General features: G+C 65.6%; 13 protein-coding genes. 7 read left to right on the forward strand and 6 right to left on the reverse strand.

Annotation, left to right across the window (positions count from 1 at the left end):
* Positions 1-61: 61 nt before the first annotated feature.
* The 6 genes from AC07OT_RS02340 to AC07OT_RS02365 all read right to left on the reverse strand — a co-directional run bounded on the left by AC07OT_RS02340 (position 62) and on the right by AC07OT_RS02365 (position 6,195).
* Positions 62-997, reverse strand: a complete 936-nt coding sequence (locus AC07OT_RS02340) for a FecR family protein (protein ID WP_495107329.1) — start codon at positions 995-997, stop codon at positions 62-64.
* Entirely contained in the window at positions 994-1,503 is a 510-nt protein-coding gene (locus tag AC07OT_RS02345; RefSeq protein WP_065927404.1) for a sigma-70 family RNA polymerase sigma factor, read from the reverse strand. Before AC07OT_RS02345 ends, AC07OT_RS02340 begins: the two co-directional genes overlap by 4 nt.
* 228 nt (positions 1,504-1,731) lie before the next feature.
* A complete protein-coding gene (locus AC07OT_RS02350) occupies positions 1,732-3,279 on the reverse strand; it encodes an MFS transporter (RefSeq protein WP_495107330.1) in 1,548 nt (515 codons plus the stop codon).
* Between the two features lie 14 nt (positions 3,280-3,293).
* Positions 3,294-4,511, reverse strand: a complete 1,218-nt coding sequence (locus tag AC07OT_RS02355; protein ID WP_495107331.1) for a cytochrome P450 — start codon at positions 4,509-4,511, stop codon at positions 3,294-3,296.
* On the reverse strand, positions 4,511-5,188 hold the full coding sequence (locus AC07OT_RS02360; protein WP_495107332.1) for an HAD family hydrolase: 678 nt from the start codon (positions 5,186-5,188) through the stop codon (positions 4,511-4,513). Before AC07OT_RS02360 ends, AC07OT_RS02355 begins: the two co-directional genes overlap by 1 nt.
* Complete coding sequence (locus AC07OT_RS02365) at positions 5,185-6,195, reverse strand: ScbA/BarX family gamma-butyrolactone biosynthesis protein (protein WP_495107333.1); 1,011 nt, start codon at positions 6,193-6,195, stop codon at positions 5,185-5,187. Before AC07OT_RS02365 ends, AC07OT_RS02360 begins: the two co-directional genes overlap by 4 nt.
* Before the next feature lie 400 nt (positions 6,196-6,595).
* On the opposite strand from AC07OT_RS02365, the gene AC07OT_RS02370 reads away from it, so the two are divergent.
* Genes AC07OT_RS02370 through AC07OT_RS02400 form a run of 7 tightly spaced genes read left to right on the forward strand, consistent with a single transcriptional unit; the run spans position 6,596 to position 14,487 of the window.
* Positions 6,596-9,280, forward strand: coding sequence for a TonB-dependent receptor domain-containing protein (locus AC07OT_RS02370; RefSeq protein WP_495107334.1), 2,685 nt, complete (start codon positions 6,596-6,598; stop codon positions 9,278-9,280).
* 18 nt (positions 9,281-9,298) lie between these two features.
* Complete coding sequence (locus AC07OT_RS02375; protein WP_065927401.1) at positions 9,299-9,958, forward strand: class II aldolase/adducin family protein; 660 nt, start codon at positions 9,299-9,301, stop codon at positions 9,956-9,958.
* On the forward strand, positions 9,955-10,854 hold the full coding sequence (locus AC07OT_RS02380) for a transporter substrate-binding domain-containing protein (protein WP_495107335.1): 900 nt from the start codon (positions 9,955-9,957) through the stop codon (positions 10,852-10,854). Before AC07OT_RS02375 ends, AC07OT_RS02380 begins: the two co-directional genes overlap by 4 nt.
* Positions 10,847-11,590, forward strand: coding sequence for an amino acid ABC transporter permease (locus tag AC07OT_RS02385; protein ID WP_495107336.1), 744 nt, complete (start codon positions 10,847-10,849; stop codon positions 11,588-11,590). Before AC07OT_RS02380 ends, AC07OT_RS02385 begins: the two co-directional genes overlap by 8 nt.
* Complete coding sequence (locus tag AC07OT_RS02390; protein WP_495101485.1) at positions 11,580-12,257, forward strand: amino acid ABC transporter permease; 678 nt, start codon at positions 11,580-11,582, stop codon at positions 12,255-12,257. The genes AC07OT_RS02385 and AC07OT_RS02390 overlap by 11 nt, the downstream gene beginning before the upstream one ends.
* Positions 12,254-13,456 (forward strand): cystathionine beta-lyase, encoded by a 1,203-nt coding sequence (gene metC, locus AC07OT_RS02395; protein ID WP_495107337.1) that lies wholly within the window; start codon positions 12,254-12,256, stop codon positions 13,454-13,456. The genes AC07OT_RS02390 and metC overlap by 4 nt, the downstream gene beginning before the upstream one ends.
* On the forward strand, positions 13,453-14,487 hold the full coding sequence (locus tag AC07OT_RS02400) for an ABC transporter substrate-binding protein (RefSeq protein ID WP_495107338.1): 1,035 nt from the start codon (positions 13,453-13,455) through the stop codon (positions 14,485-14,487). The genes metC and AC07OT_RS02400 overlap by 4 nt, the downstream gene beginning before the upstream one ends.
* Positions 14,488-14,492 lie beyond the last annotated feature (5 nt).

Raw genomic sequence — 14,492 nt, forward strand, 5'->3', positions numbered from 1 at the left:
AATAACCCCGGCAGCCAGCGTGGCGGGGTCGTCTTCAGCAATCCATGCGCCTGGCCGGCCCCTAGGCCCGCGCCCCGATCAACACCAGCACCCCACCCCACTGCGTCACCCTGATCGGCAAGCTTTGCTCCAAGGCCTCCAGGGTCTGGCGCGCATCATCCAGCGGGAACCGGCCACTCACGCGCAGCTGCGCCACCGCGGCATCCAGGCGCACGATGCCCTTGCGGTAGGGCCGGATCGCTTCCACCACGCTGGCCAGCGTCTGGTTGCGCACCACCAGCCAGCCGTCGAGCCAGGCGGTTTCGGTGGCGGCCATGGGCACTTGGGTGAGGATGCGCTGGTGGTCGAACAGCGTGCTCTGGTGCATGGCCACCCGTTGCTGGGCACCGCCGTCGAAGTGCAGCACCGCATCGGCATCCAGGGTGACCAGGCGCATCGCGCCGCCCTGTTCACTCAGCATCAGGCGGCCCGTGGTGGCACTGATGTGGGCGGCGCGGGTCTTGACCTGCAACGGACGCAGCAGGTTCACCAGCATTTCGCCGGTGCGCAGTTCAAGGCTGTGCGCGTCCCCGGCCAACGTCGAGACCACCTCGCTGCGGGCATTGAGCTTGAGGGTGCTGCCATCGGCCAGTTGCCAGGTGCGACGCTCGGCGGTGCCGGTGGCGTAGGTCTGCCCCGCGTCTTCAAAACGCCAGCCCCACCCCGCGCCCGCCGCCAATCCCAGCGCGCACAGGCTGGTGCGCAGGAAAGCGCGACGGCTGTTGGGTTGCTCCAGGCTACGCAGCAACTGCGCGCTGGAGCGCCCGCGCCAGGGTGAGGCCTTGAGCTGATCCAGGCCGGCGAGCAGTTGCGCGTATACCTGGCGATGATGGGCCGAGGTGCCCCGCCATTCATCCAGCGCCTGCTGCTGGGCGGGGCTGAAGTCGCCGGACTGGATCTGCACCAGCCAGCCGATGGCTTCCTCGGCCACCGGGTCGTTCAAAGGCTGTTTGCTCACTCGCTCAACCCCAGGTAACAGGCGCGCAGGGCCTGGGTCATCAATTGGTGGATGCGCCCCAGGGACAGGCCCAGGCGTTCACTGATCTGCGTGTAAGTCATGCCGTCCAACTGGCTGTGCACGAACACCGCCTTGGCTTGCCCCGACAGGCCGTCCAGCAGTCGGTCGATGGCCAGCAGGCTCTCGATCAGAATCAGCTGTTCCTGGGGCGATGGGTGCACGTGTTCGGGCACATCGGCGAGGATCTGCAAGTAGGCTTTTTCCAGGTCGCGCCGGCGCCAGCTCTCGTACATCAGCCGCTGGGCGATGGTGGTCAGCAGCGCGCGCGGTTCGCGAATGGCCGTGGGGTCGGGCAGCATCCACACCTTGAGGAAGGTCTCGGCGGCGATGTCCTCGGCGCTGTGGCTGCAACCGGTGCGGTACGACAAACGCGCGCACAACCAGCTGTAGTGCTGCTGGAAAATCTGGCCGATAAGGCGGGTCTTGAGCAAAGCATTCGGGTCCATAGGTCCATAATCTTCATGGACTGCACACGCCAGCGGACAAGTGGTGGTGGGCCTGTCGGTTTGAGGTAGACCTGCGTCCGGGCAGGTGAGTCCAGTTTGCCCCAGGGAGCATCACCAGATAAAAGAATAAAAAAAGCCATCAAGCTGCATTTTTTGCATAACCTTCCGCGCTTTTACGGGCACGCCAAAGCACCGCCTGCGGCTGTCGCAGGCGGTACGGCGCGTGGCTCAGTGCGTGGCCAGTTGCGCCTCGCTGCGTTCCTGTTCGCGCAATGGGCGTACCAGCCAGGTGACCACCACGGTCAGCACCAGCAGGATCACCGCCAGCGCCCAGAGCACACCATGGAAGGCGCTGTCATAGCCGCCGATAAAAAGGCTGTGCACCGTCGCCGCCTGCTCCGTGCCCAGGGTTTGCAGGGAACCGGTGAGGTTGCCGGCCGCGACGTCGTCGATCCAGCGTTGCAGGGTCGCCGGGTCGGGCGCCAGGCGGCTCAGCGTGCCGCGCAACTGGCTGTCGAGCAAGGTCGCCAGCAGCGAGCCATACAAGGCCACCGCAATCGCCTCACTGCCCAGGCGGAAGGTGTTGAGCAGGCCCGCCGCCATCCCGGCCTTCTGCTCCGGCACGGTCTTGAGCGCCAGGCCATCCACCAGCCCGGCCGACAGGCCCATGCCGATGCCCACCAGCAACAGCGGCACTGCCAGTTGCCACAGCGCCACACCGACCTGGCTGACCAGCGCCAACGCCACCACACCGACCAGCAACGCAATCAGACTGGCCTTGAGAATGCCGATCGCCGACACCCCGCGTGCCGCCCACTTGCCCGCCAGGATCGGGCAAAACAGCATCGGCACCGTCAACAGCAACATCGCCAGGCCCGCATGGGTCGCGCTCAATTGCAGCACGCCGAACAGGTAGCTCGGCAGGTACGTGAGCAAGGTCACAAAGCCGAACGACGCCGCCACGGTGACCAGCGCCAGGCCGACGAAGGGCCCGCGCGCCAGCAACGACAGGTCGAGCATCGGCTGCAGGTGGCGGCGCTCCTGCCAGGTGAATACCGCCAGCAACACCACGGCGACCGCCACCAGGCCGAGTACACCGCGGCTGCTCCAGCCCCACTGCGAGCCCTGCACAATCGCCACCATCAGCGCCAGCAATGCCAGCACAAACAGCGTCGCCCCCGGCACATCGAAGCGCGCGGTGCGCTCAGCCAGCACGCCATCGCGGGTAATCAACGGGCTGCCCAGCAGCACGATCACCAGGGTCACCCCATGGGCCCAGAAAATCGCGCGCCAGCCGACGCTGTCCAGCAGCAGGCCGGACAAGGTCGGGCCCAGGCTCACGCCCAGGCCGGCAACGGTGCCGAACAGGGCAAACGCGCGCAGCCGCGCCGGGCCGCTGAAGTGGGTGGACAAAATCGCGATGCCGCAGGAAAAGATCGCCGCCGCCCCGATGCCCGCCAGCCCCCGCGCCGCATCCAGCAGCCAGGCGCTCTCGGCCACGGCGGACAGCACCGAGGCCACCACGTACAGCGAAGCGCCGGCGACAAAACAGCGTTTGCGCCCGAGCCGATCCGCCAGCGCGCCCCACGCCAGGGTGAAGCAGGCAAACGCCAGGTTGAACGCATTGACCACCCATTGCAGGCTGGTCAACGGCGCCTGGATGTCGGCGCCGATGGCCGGCAACGCGAGCGCCGTACCCGAGATGGAACTGGGCACGACGAAGATCGCCAGCAGGATGATGGTCAGTAAAGCCGTATCGGCAAAGGTCGTTTTCATGGGTCCTTCCAAGGTCAGGTTGAAGTGAAGCCGTGCACCGGCAAGCGGGCAGGACGGCGCAGGATGATGCCGTCGACCCAGGGCACCTGGTCCGCCGGCACCGCCAGGCGCAGGTTCGGGAAGCGCTGCACGAGAATCTGCAGCACCGTGGTGATTTCCAGGCGCGCCAGGGCGGCGCCCATGCAGTTGTGCATGCCGTAGCCGAACTGCAAATGCCGCGCGCCTTTGCGGTCCAGGCGGATCGCCAAGGGCTCGGGGAACGCCGCCGGATCACGGTTGGCGGCAAACGCATCGGCGTAAATGATGCTGCCTGCGGGAATCAGCCCCCACGGCCCTTCCAGGTCGACGCTGGCCAGGCGCGGGAAGGTCGAGATGGTGCCCAGGGGAATCAGGCGCAGCAGCTCCTCGACCGCCTCCGGGATCAGCCCCGGATCGTCGACCAATTGCTGCCACAGCTCGGGGGCCGCCAACAGGGTGTACACCGACTTGGTCAACACGGTGAGGATGTTCTGGTCGCCGCCGATCAATACCCCCAGGAGGATGCCCACCAGCTCCTTGTCGTTGAGCGGCGGCTCGCTGTCGGCACGGGTCGCGACGAAGCGCTGGATCAGCCCATCGGGATCGGTGGGCCGCGCACCGGTGACCAGGTCCGTCAGGTAGTTGTACACGCCCCAGAACTGGTTCAGCAGATCCGGCACATCCGCGTCCGACGCCACCTGCACGGTGTGGCTGAGGGGCCGGTAATACTCACGGTCACTCAAGGGGATACCGAGCAACTGGCAATCCACGGTAGCGGGGATGTGGTCAAGCACCTGGGCAAACAGGTCGGCACCGGGCGCCTGGCGTTGCAGTACATCGAGGCGTTCATGGGTGGCGTGTTCGACCTTGTCGCGCAGCAACGCCACGCCACTGGGGCTGAAGTCCCGGGCCACCACTTTGCGCAGGCGACCATGGTCGGGGATGTCATTGTTGAGCAACAGTTCAGGCGGCGTGATGGTCGGCAAAAAGCTCGCGCCGTCTTCTTCGTTGCACGGCGCGCGTATCGCGCGGTTATCCAGCAGCAACGCCTGCACGTGTTCGTAACGGGTCAGGTGAAAGGCCAGGTGGCCGCTGGGCAGCAGAATCCTCGGCAGGCCATTGGCGGGGCTGGCGGGTTGATAGGCCGGCGGTGCATCCAACTGCGGGATGCGCGCCACGGTGACCTCGGGTCTGGCGATCACGGCGATATTCATCAGGCAGGCTCCACGGCAGGTTGCAACAGGCTGACACCGGTGAGGCGCTGCAGCTGCGCGAGCGCCTGGTGGTTGTCGATAAAGTGCAGCACTTGCCAGCCGAGCGCGGCGGCGGCTTCGATGTTTTCCGCGACGTCGTCGATCAACAGGCTGTGCTGCGGTGCGACGCCCGAGCGCGCGGTCGCCACCTGGAAGAACGCCGACTCCGGCTTGCGGCTGCGCTCCTGGCTGGAATCGACAATCAGGTCCACCACCTCATCCAGGCCCACCATCGCCCGCCAATGCCGCTCCCACTCCACCACGTTGTTGGTGAGGATGCCGACGCGAAAACCGGCACGCTTGAGTGCGCGCACGGCGGCCACCAGCGGCGCATTGGCCGGCACCCCGGCGAACCATTGCGCGCCGAAGGTGTGCAGATGAGCGCGGGATAAATCGACCTGCGGGTCACGGCGGCGCAGAGCCTGCGCCAGACGCTCGCCCCACTCGCGCTCGGTGAGCAAGGCACTCTCCACCGGCGCGAGCATGGGCACGCCCAACTCATCGGCCACATCGCCCATGGCCTGTTGCAGCACGTGCGGGGCCAGGCCGGTCTTGACCTGGTATTGCTCGAACAGCGCCGGAATCGGCGGCGACAGCACGCCACCGAAATCGAACCAGATAAATTGCAGGTCGCTCATCGCACACCTCCCGCCACCAGGGCCAAGGGTTGGCTGGCGACCAGCGGCAGCAACTCGAGCTCAGCGGTGGCAATCACCGCACCGCCCTGCTCGACCTCCAGCGCCAAGGTGATGCGACCGTGTTCGTCACGGGCCAGGGAGGTCAGGTCCGCACGGACCCGGGTTGGCAAACCAAACTCACCGAAGCGGGTGAACACCACATGGCAGCTGGATAACAGCAACTGCTCGGGCCCGACCTGCAACTGCCGGTCCGCCGCCACCAGCGCCACTTGGCGGAAGCCTTCGAGCAACAGCATGCCGGGGATATGGTCGAGGGGGTGGTCGAAGATCGCCGGGTTGTTCAGGTCGACGATCAGCGGCGCCACCAGCGTCGCGGCGCCCTGCTCCAGTTCACGGCCGAGCACCACATTGTTCAGCCAGTGACGCCCTACGGCGGATGGACTCAAGGGTGGCGGCAACTGTGCCAATGGATCGGCGTTGGCGGGAATCGCCGCCAGGCCACGGGCACGCATCTTGTTCCAGGCCGCGCCGCTCATCCAGCGAATGCTCATGCGTTCGTGGCGTGCAGCCACTTCGCCATTGATGCTCAGGGACATGTTCAGGGTCACGCCACTGCGCTCGCCGTGGCGCAGGTATTCATCCACCACGTAGACATCGATCTCGGCGGATGCCGGACGATCCCCCACCACCAATAAACTCCGGTCGGTCACGCGGGTCACACTGTCCAGGTAGATAAACTTGTCCTGGGCACTGACGTCGAGGAACGCATGGGAGATATAAATCGACGCCTGGCGGAATACTTCCAGCAATAACAGCATGTCGTAGTGGGCGGCGCGGTGGGTATGTTCACTGAAGTAACTGTGGGTGCGCGGTAGTTGGGCGCTGCAGCGAAAGTGTCCTTCCTTTACCAGTTCCGCGCCGGTCAGGAACACTTCGCTGACGGCGGCACGGTGCACCATGCTGCGCGGCACGGTGTTTTCGCAACGAATAGCCAGGGCTTCAGACATAGCAATCTCCTCCTTTGATTACTGCGAGAAGGCTAAGCTGAAACGTTTTTTCGCCACAACTGACCGAACGGCTAGGTCGTTGGACATGAACCTGTAGAACTTGCACTTCAGACATGGGCATCTGTCTCCTGATGAGCTTCTCCGTAAGCGTGCAGACCGCCGTACACGTTCATCGCGGTGAACGTTGTATGCTTTGCGCGGACAACCCGTTCTGGTTGTCAGTACCCTTGTGCAGATAGTCCCTTATATTTTCACTGCGCACTTAGACCCATTTGATCGAAGCTTATAAGCGCAACTAAATCATCTAGACACCCAACTAATCGTTCTAACTTAGTAGTGAAAATCCACACGCGAAGTTGCTCAAGGTCGTAAAGAACATCACGACCCGGAGCAGATTCACATGTTGAAAACAGGATTCACCCTGGCGCCTTTGGCGTGTGCATTGGCCATGGGCGGGCTGACAGTGCCGAGCCTGGCGTTGGCGCAAAACGACGCGGCGACGGTACAGCGGGTGATTGACTTCAATATCCCCGCAGGCCCCCTGGATGAGGTGCTGCTGAGCATCTCCCAGCAAAGCGGCCACCCTATCGCCTTCGATCCGCCGCTGGTGGAAGGCCGGGGGAGCCGCGCGATCCAGGGCCGACTGAGCCAGGAACAGGCGCTGGGCATTGCCTTGGGCGGCTCCTCGTTGGGCTTCAGCCAGACGGCCAGCGGTGCAGTGTTGATCCATCGACTGGCCAGCCCGGCAGCGGCGGCCAACAGCGAACCGCTGGCGCCACGCCTGAAATCCGTGGAGGTGATCGGCACCCGACGCAGCGACGTCACCGCGCTGCAAAGCGCGGCCCCCGTGGATGTGATCAGCAGCGAGCAACTGCAGCGCGCCGGCACCGATAACCTGGCCAAGGCCCTGGAAACCCTGGTTCCGTCGGTGAACTACCCGCAGGTCAACGGCACCGATGGCGTGTCGTCGCAGCGGCCGGTGTCGTTACGTGGGTTGGCGGCCGACCAGGTGCTGGTGCTGGTCAATGGCAAGCGTCGGCATGCCTCGGCGTTCGTCAACACCAAGGCCACCCTGGGGCGTGGCTCACAGGCGGTGGACTTGTCGACGATTCCCGTCAGCGCCGTCGACCATATCGAAGTACTGCGCGATGGCGCCTCGGCCCAATACGGGTCGGATGCGATTGCCGGGGTGGTCAATATCGTGCTCAAGGAGCAGGACCACGGCGGCGCCGTGCAAAGCACCTTCGGCCAGTACACCAAGGGCGATGGCTTTCGCCGGTCGGTGGGCGGCTGGAGCGGTTTCACCTTGCCCGGCGATGGTTTTCTCACCCTCAGCGGCGAAGGCCTGCGCAGCGAACGCACCTCCACCGGCGGCACCGATGGGCGGCAGTTCTACCCCAGCGGCGACGCCCGTGAAGCGGATGCCGACCGCCATTGGCGCTACGGCTCGCCGGGCCTCGAGGACTGGAACCTGGCGCTGAACAGCGGCCTGTCCCTGAGCGACACGGTCGACCTGTACGGCTTCGCCACCTACCAGGACCGTACCGGCGAATCCCAGGCAACCTTTCGCCGGCCCATCGACCCCAACAACCTGGTAGCCGTGTACCCCAACGGTTTCCTGCCACTGCTCGACGTGCGCTCGCGGGATGCCTCGGTCACCGGCGGCGTAAAGATCCGCGATGAGCAACTTGGCAGCTTCGACCTCAGTGCCAACTACGGGCGCAATCGCATCGACTATCACCTCAGCGATTCGCTCAACGCCAGCCTCGGCACCGCCAGCCCCACGAGCTTCAATGCCGGTGCGCTGGTCAATGAGCAAACCAACGTCGGGCTGGACCATATCAAGGAATTCAAGGTCGGCTGGGGCGCAGGCCCGCTGGTGTTCTCCAGCGGCCTGGCGTGGCGCAACGAAGCCTATGAAGTGATCGCCGGCGACCTCGCCTCCTGGACCCACGGCAGCGCCCTGCCCGCCCGTGCCGGCGGCGCCCAGGGCTTCCCCGGCACCCAGGACAGCGACGAAGGCCGTTATGCCCGCCACGTGTTCGGCGGCTACCTGGGCCTGGAGCAGCAAGTCACCGACAAACTGCAACTGGGCCTGGCCGGGCGCAGCGAGCACTACGATGATTTCGGCACCACCAGCACCGGCAAATTCTCCGCGCGCTACGACTTCACCCCGCAGTGGGGCCTGCGCTCGACCCTCAGCAGCGGCTACCGCGCGCCCACCCTGGGGCAGATCGGCACCTCGGCGACCCAGACCGAGTTCAAGGCCGGCGACCCCACCGCCTACCAGGTCGGCACCGTCAGCGTGAACACCCCGGTCGCCCGCGCCTTGGGCGCCAGTGACCTGAAGCCGGAAAAATCCACCAGCCTGTCCCTCGGCGTGGTCTGGCAGCCGCTCGAGCGTGCAAGTGTCAGCCTCGATGCGTACCACATCCGCATCCAGGACCGCATTGCCCTGTCGGAAACCCTCAGCGGCACCCAGGTCAGCCAGATCCTCGCCAACCAAGGCTATGGCAACTACTCCGGGGTGAGTTTTTTCACCAATGCACTCGACACCAAGACCAGCGGCGTGGACCTCGCCGCCCACTATCGCCTGGACCTGGCCGACGCCAGCCAGCTGACCCTCAACGGCGCCTTCAACTACAGCAAGACCCAGGTCACCGACATCAAGGACAACCCCGGCCCGCTGGCCGGCACCGGCATCACCCTGATCAATCGCGAAGCCCTGAGCTATGTGGAAAGCGCCTCGCCCAACAGCAAGCTGATCCTCGGTGCCGACTGGCGCAAGGGCGCCTGGCAGGCGAGCGTCAACACGATTCGCTACGGCACCTACACCCTCGATTCCAACCTTGGCGAAGCCCGCGACCAGACCTTTTCGGCGCAATGGGTGAGCAACGCCAGCCTGTCCTACGACATCAACCAGGCGCTCACCCTGACCCTGGGCGGCAACAATATTTTCGACAGCTACCCGGACAAGATCGACGTGGCCAACCGCTTTGTCGGCGGGCGCGTGGCCTACCAGAGCATCTCCCCGGCCGGTGCCGAAGGCGCCTTCTACTACGTGAAAGCCGACTACCGCTTCTGACTCAACCAAGGAGTTCCCATGAGCTTTGATCCTGTGCGTTTTACCCAAGTGTTCGAACACGACTTTGCCCTGGCCAAGCAACTGCTGATCAAGCACCAGGTGTTGTCGAGCAATGAGGCGGGCAATATCAGCCTGCGTATTCCCGGCGAAGCACGGCTGGTGATTGCCTCGCTCAGCGGCGCCGACAGTGGCGTGGCGGCGATTGTCGACTTCGACCTGCAACACAGCCAGGGCAGCCTCACCGACAACCTCAAGGAAGTGGCGGCGCTGCACGTGGCGATCTACCGCGAGCGGCCCTCGGTGAATGCGGTGATTCACACGCACTCGCCGTACCTCACCGCCTTCGCGATTGCCGGGCGAGCGTTGCGCCCCCATGCCACGCAGTTGCTGGGGATTCTGGATGAAGACCAGGAGGTGCCGCTGACGGCGTGGGGGCCGCGGTATGCGCCGGAGCCGGTGGTGGCGGCGTTACGCGAGCATCCGCGTGCGCCGGCGGCGTTGCTGGCCAATCACGGGCCGTTTGCGTGGTCGGAGCGGGACGTGCTGGCGGCGACGCGGTTGTTGGTGAACCTGGAAGAAGCGGCCTACCTGACCTTCCTGGCGCAGCAGCTCGGTACGCCGCAGCCCTTTCCCAGCGGCGCGGCGCAGCGGTCGCGCCTGGGCTGGAGTGCGACATGAGTGCGCTCGCTCATCGCCCTGATAAAAGTGGAAGGGGCGGTGCGACGATTCGACTTGCCTCCGGCCCTTACGACAGGTCACTTTGGCAGCGGGCGCTGTTGGTTATTTTTGCATTCGGCGCACTCCACGCCCACGCCGAACCCCTGCTGGAACGGGCCCAATCCCGTGGCACCCTCAACGTCTGCACCAGCGACGAATTCCCCCCCTTCAAGACCTTCGATGCCCAAGGCAAACCCGCTGGGTTGATCCTGGACCTGATCGTCGACCTGCAACAGCAGTTGTCTGCCAAGGTCGGCCAGCCGCTCACGCTGCAACTTGTGCCAGTCAATCCGCTCAACCGCCTGCTGTTCCTCGAACAGGGCCGTTGCGAGGTGCTGGTCACGTCCCTGCTCGACACCCCCGCACGGCGGCGCGAAGTGGATTTTGCCGTTCCCGGTTTCTACAGCTCGGCCGCCACGGTGTTTGCGCCGAAAAGTACCGCCGTGCCGGACTGGCAAAGCCTGCGCGGCAAGACCCTGTGTGCGCCCGCCACCAGTGTGTGGGTGCGCCCGTTTGAAACGCGCTACGGCGTGCAGTTCGCCTCGTTCAACGGCACGGCCGAAGTGCGCAAGGCGGTGGCCGACAGCCGCTGCCTGGGGGCGATGGGTGACGATGCGTTGTACAGCGCCCTGGCGCGCCAGCCGGAATGGGCCGACTACGAGGTCAAGCTGCCGGGCCAGGACCCGGCGCCGTGGGGCATTGCTTTGCGCAAGGGCCAGCCGGCGTTGTTGGCGGCGCTGTCGAGTATTGTCGAAGGCTGGCATGCCCAGGGCGTGATCATCGGCCTGGAACAGCGCTACGGCCTGGCGCCGAATGCCTGGGTAGCGCAGCAGCATGCGCGAGCCAGCCATGAGTGAGTTCAACCTGCGCCTGTGGCTGGAACAGCATGGCCTGTCGCTGAGCATCCTGTGGGACCCGATGGACCGCCAGCGCTTCCTGCTCGGCCTGGGCCTGACACTGTTGCTGTCGGTGGCAAGTATTGCGCTGTCCCTGGCGATCGGTGTGTGGGGCGCTGCCGGCCTGGGTTCGCGCCGCTCGCTGTGGCGCCGGTTGAGCGCGGGGTACGTCGCGTTGTTTCGCAACACGCCGCTGTTGGTGCAGCTGTTCTTTTTCTACTTCGGCGTCGGCGCCTGGCTGCCGCTGGCGGACGACACCAGTGTGCGGCTGCTCAACGGCACGCAATGGGCGATCATCGTGATCGCCCTGCACAGCGGCGCGTTCCAGGCCGAGAACCTGCGCGCCGGGATCGATGCCGTGCCCCGCGCCACCCTCGACGCGGCCGCCGCCCTCGGCATGCAGGGCGCCACGGTACTGCGCCATATCGTGCTGCCGCTGGCGCTGCGCAACAGCCTGCCGGCCATGGGCAATACGGTGGTGCAAACCATCAAGTCGACCTCGATTGCCTACGCAATTGCGGTGCCGGAATTGCTCTATGCGAGCAATCGGATCTGGTCGGACAACTTCAACGTCGCCGAGATGATGCAGGTGCTGTTGCTGGTCTGGTTGCTGCTGATCGGCGCCAGCAGTTGGCTGCTGCGCCGCCTGGAAAACCACCTGCGCCTGCCAGGCCAGGAGTTGCCCGATGCTGCCTGAACCGTCCTGGCCTGCGCTGTTGTGGCAGTGGGCGCCGGCGCTGCTGCAAGGTTTCGGCCTGAATATCCTCATGGGCGTCACCGCGATGCTGGTGGCCACGCTGGCCGGTGTCGTGCTCGGCAGCCTGCAGGTCAGCGCCCGGCCGCGCCTGCGCCGTGGTGCCGGGCACCTGAGCCGCCTGCTGCGCAACCTGCCGTGGCTGGTGGTGATGTTCTATGTGGCCTACCTGTTGCCCTATGAAGTGCACTGGGCCGGGCGCTGGTGGCAATTGCCGGATTGGCTCAAGGTCGCGCTGGGCCTGGCCTTGCCCGCTGTGGGCTATGTCTCGGAGATCGTGCGCGGCGCCGTACGCGCGGTGCCGATGGGGCAATGGGAAGCCGCCCAGGCCCTGGGCATGCATCACGGCCAGGCGTTGCGCCACGTGATCATCCCGCAGACCCTGCCGAGCCTGATGGCGCCGTGGATGAACCTGTATTGCGCGGTGACCATGTCCACCTCCCTGGCCAACCTGCTGGGGGTGGAAGAGCTGATGACCACCGTGCAATCGCACCTGTCCACGCAACTGCGCAACGACCTGCTGCTGCCCGCCTACGGCTTGGTGTTCATCGCCTTCTTTGTCTACATCTACCCCCTCTCCCGCCTGGCCAAACGGCTGGAGCGCACATGAGCACTGACCCTATGCATGACGATACGCTGCTGACCCATTTGGGACGCGACCCCGCCAGCCACGAAGGCAGCGTCAACACCCCGGTGTATCGCAGCTCGACCTTTATCTGGCCCGACACCGGCACCCTCGAAAACCACCTGCAACAGGCCGCCGACCCGCACTATCGCGGGCATATCTACGGCCGTAACGGCAACCCCACCACGGCCGCGTTCGAAGACGCCGTGGCGCAGCTGGAAGGCGGCTTTCGCGGGCTGATCATGCCCAGCGGCCTGGCGGCGATTGTCGGCGCGGTGCTGGCGGTGGCGCGGGCCGGCGACCATATCCTGGTGACCGACAACTGCTATTGGCATGCGCGCCAGGTGTTCGACCAGATCCTGCCGCGCTATGGCATTGAGGCCACGTACTTCGCGCCGATGCTCGGCGCCGACATCGCCGGCTTGCTGCGCCCGAATACGCGCCTGGTGTACGCCGAAGCACCCGGTTCGAGCACCTTCGAGGTCCAGGACATTCCCGCCCTGGCCGCTGCCGCCCATGCCCACGGCGCACTGCTGATGCTCGACAACACCTGGGCCACGCCGCTGTTCTTCAAGGCGTTCGCCCACGGCGTGGACATCTCGATTCATGCCGCCACCAAGTACCTGGTGGGCCATAGCGACGCCATGCTCGGCGTGATCGTCACCACTGAAACCCTGTATTCGACGCTGCGCGAGACCGTCCGCCAACTGGGCTATATCGCCAGCGCCGACGACGCCTACCTGGGCCTGCGTGGCCTGCGCACCCTGGCTGTACGCCTGCGCCAGCATCAGCGCTCGGCGCTCACCGTCGCGCAGTGGCTGCAACAGCGTCCCGAAGTGGCCCAGGTGCTGCACCCGGCGCTGCCGGGGGCCATTGGGCACGACCTGTTCAAGCGCGACTTCCTCGGTTCCACCGGGCTGTTCGGCGTGGTCCTCAAGCCGCGCTTCGAGCCCCAAACCAAGGCCTTCCTGGAAAGCCTGCAGTTGTTCGCCATGGGCGCCAGCTGGGGCGGTTTCGAGAGCCTGATTCGCCAACAGCAGCGCCACCCTTCGGCACAGATTGAAGCGGGCGTGCTGCTGCGCCTGCACGTGGGCCTTGAAGCGGTCGAGGACCTGCTCGCCGACCTGCAACAAGGCCTCGAACGCCTGAGCGCCACCCCCCATTCCCCAAGGAGTCTGCCATGAGCCAAACACTGCCCACCCACTACAGCATTTGCCCGCTGCTGGTCGCGTCCAATATTGCCGTTGAACTCGGTTGGCTGGACGAGGAATACCAACGCGTCGGCGCCGACGCGATCTACCTGCGCTCACTGCCCGACAACCTCGGTTGGCTGCCGCACTTCACCCATGGCGAAGCCCGCTTGATTCGCGATGGCGGCGCGGTGCCGGCCTTGTGGGCGCGCGCCGACCAGGCCGATACGTTGCTGGTGGCCAGCACCGCCACCCAACGCGCCGGGCAGATCCTGGTGCGTGCCGAGGGGCGTATCCGCCAGGTCGCCGACCTGTTCGGCAAGCGCATCGGCGTGCCGGTGAGCCGCAACACGGCGCGGGTCGATGTGCTCAAGGCGCTGGCCGAGCATGGCCTGTTCAATGCCCTGCAACTGGCCGGGCTGGAGCCGTCGCAAGTGCGCCTGATCGAGCTGGAGGACGAAGGCGACCCGCAGACCTTGTTGCCGGCCGTGCGGCCTTCGGCGTTCTGGTCGCAACTGCATGGGCTGCATGGCAAACCCGGGCATGAGGTGCAGGCCCTTGCCGAAGGCCGTGTGGATGCGCTGCATGTCGCGGCCGGACATGTGCCGGCGCTGCTCGCCAGCGGTGAATTCACGGTAATCGAAGACCTGGAACGCTACCCGGACTGGACCCTGAAAAACCACAACGGCCCCTACGCGACCACCGTCAACCGTGCCTTTGCCGAAGAGCATCCCCAGGTGGTCGTGGCGTTCCTGCGCGCCGCGATCCGCGCCGGGCGCTGGGTCAACCAGCACCGCGACGCCGCCGCCGAGCTGTTCACCCGCGTGACCTTCCTGCCTGACGCCGGGTTTATCCGCCGCGCCATTGCCGAGCTGGATTTTGTGCCGAACCTGGCGCCGCAGAACCTGGCGGCCCTGGAGCTGAAGAAGGACTTCCTGGTGCAACGCGGCTTTCTGCAGAACGACTTCAGCGTGCACGAGTGGGCCCAGCCCGAGTTTCTCGCCCAAGCCCACGCCGGGCTTTAACGCCA

The organism is Pseudomonas sp. GW821-FHT09C10 (assembly GCF_059418085.1).

Excerpts from the sequence above, each read along its gene's own strand:
- AC07OT_RS02400 (WP_495107338.1), top strand. The coding sequence starts at position 13,453 with ATGAGCCAAACACTGCCCACCCACTACAGCATTTGCCCGCTGCTGGTC.
- AC07OT_RS02385 (WP_495107336.1), top strand. The coding sequence starts at position 10,847 with ATGAGTGAGTTCAACCTGCGCCTGTGGCTGGAACAGCATGGCCTGTCG.
- metC (WP_495107337.1), top strand. The coding sequence starts at position 12,254 with ATGAGCACTGACCCTATGCATGACGATACGCTGCTGACCCATTTGGGA.
- AC07OT_RS02360 (WP_495107332.1), bottom strand. The coding sequence starts at position 5,188 with ATGAGCGACCTGCAATTTATCTGGTTCGATTTCGGTGGCGTGCTGTCG.
- AC07OT_RS02380 (WP_495107335.1), top strand. The coding sequence starts at position 9,955 with ATGAGTGCGCTCGCTCATCGCCCTGATAAAAGTGGAAGGGGCGGTGCG.
- AC07OT_RS02345 (WP_065927404.1), bottom strand. The coding sequence starts at position 1,503 with ATGGACCCGAATGCTTTGCTCAAGACCCGCCTTATCGGCCAGATTTTC.
- AC07OT_RS02350 (WP_495107330.1), bottom strand. The coding sequence starts at position 3,279 with ATGAAAACGACCTTTGCCGATACGGCTTTACTGACCATCATCCTGCTG.
- AC07OT_RS02390 (WP_495101485.1), top strand. The coding sequence starts at position 11,580 with ATGCTGCCTGAACCGTCCTGGCCTGCGCTGTTGTGGCAGTGGGCGCCG.
- AC07OT_RS02370 (WP_495107334.1), top strand. The coding sequence starts at position 6,596 with ATGTTGAAAACAGGATTCACCCTGGCGCCTTTGGCGTGTGCATTGGCC.
- AC07OT_RS02365 (WP_495107333.1), bottom strand. The coding sequence starts at position 6,195 with ATGTCTGAAGCCCTGGCTATTCGTTGCGAAAACACCGTGCCGCGCAGC.
- AC07OT_RS02375 (WP_065927401.1), top strand. The coding sequence starts at position 9,299 with ATGAGCTTTGATCCTGTGCGTTTTACCCAAGTGTTCGAACACGACTTT.
- AC07OT_RS02355 (WP_495107331.1), bottom strand. The coding sequence starts at position 4,511 with ATGAATATCGCCGTGATCGCCAGACCCGAGGTCACCGTGGCGCGCATC.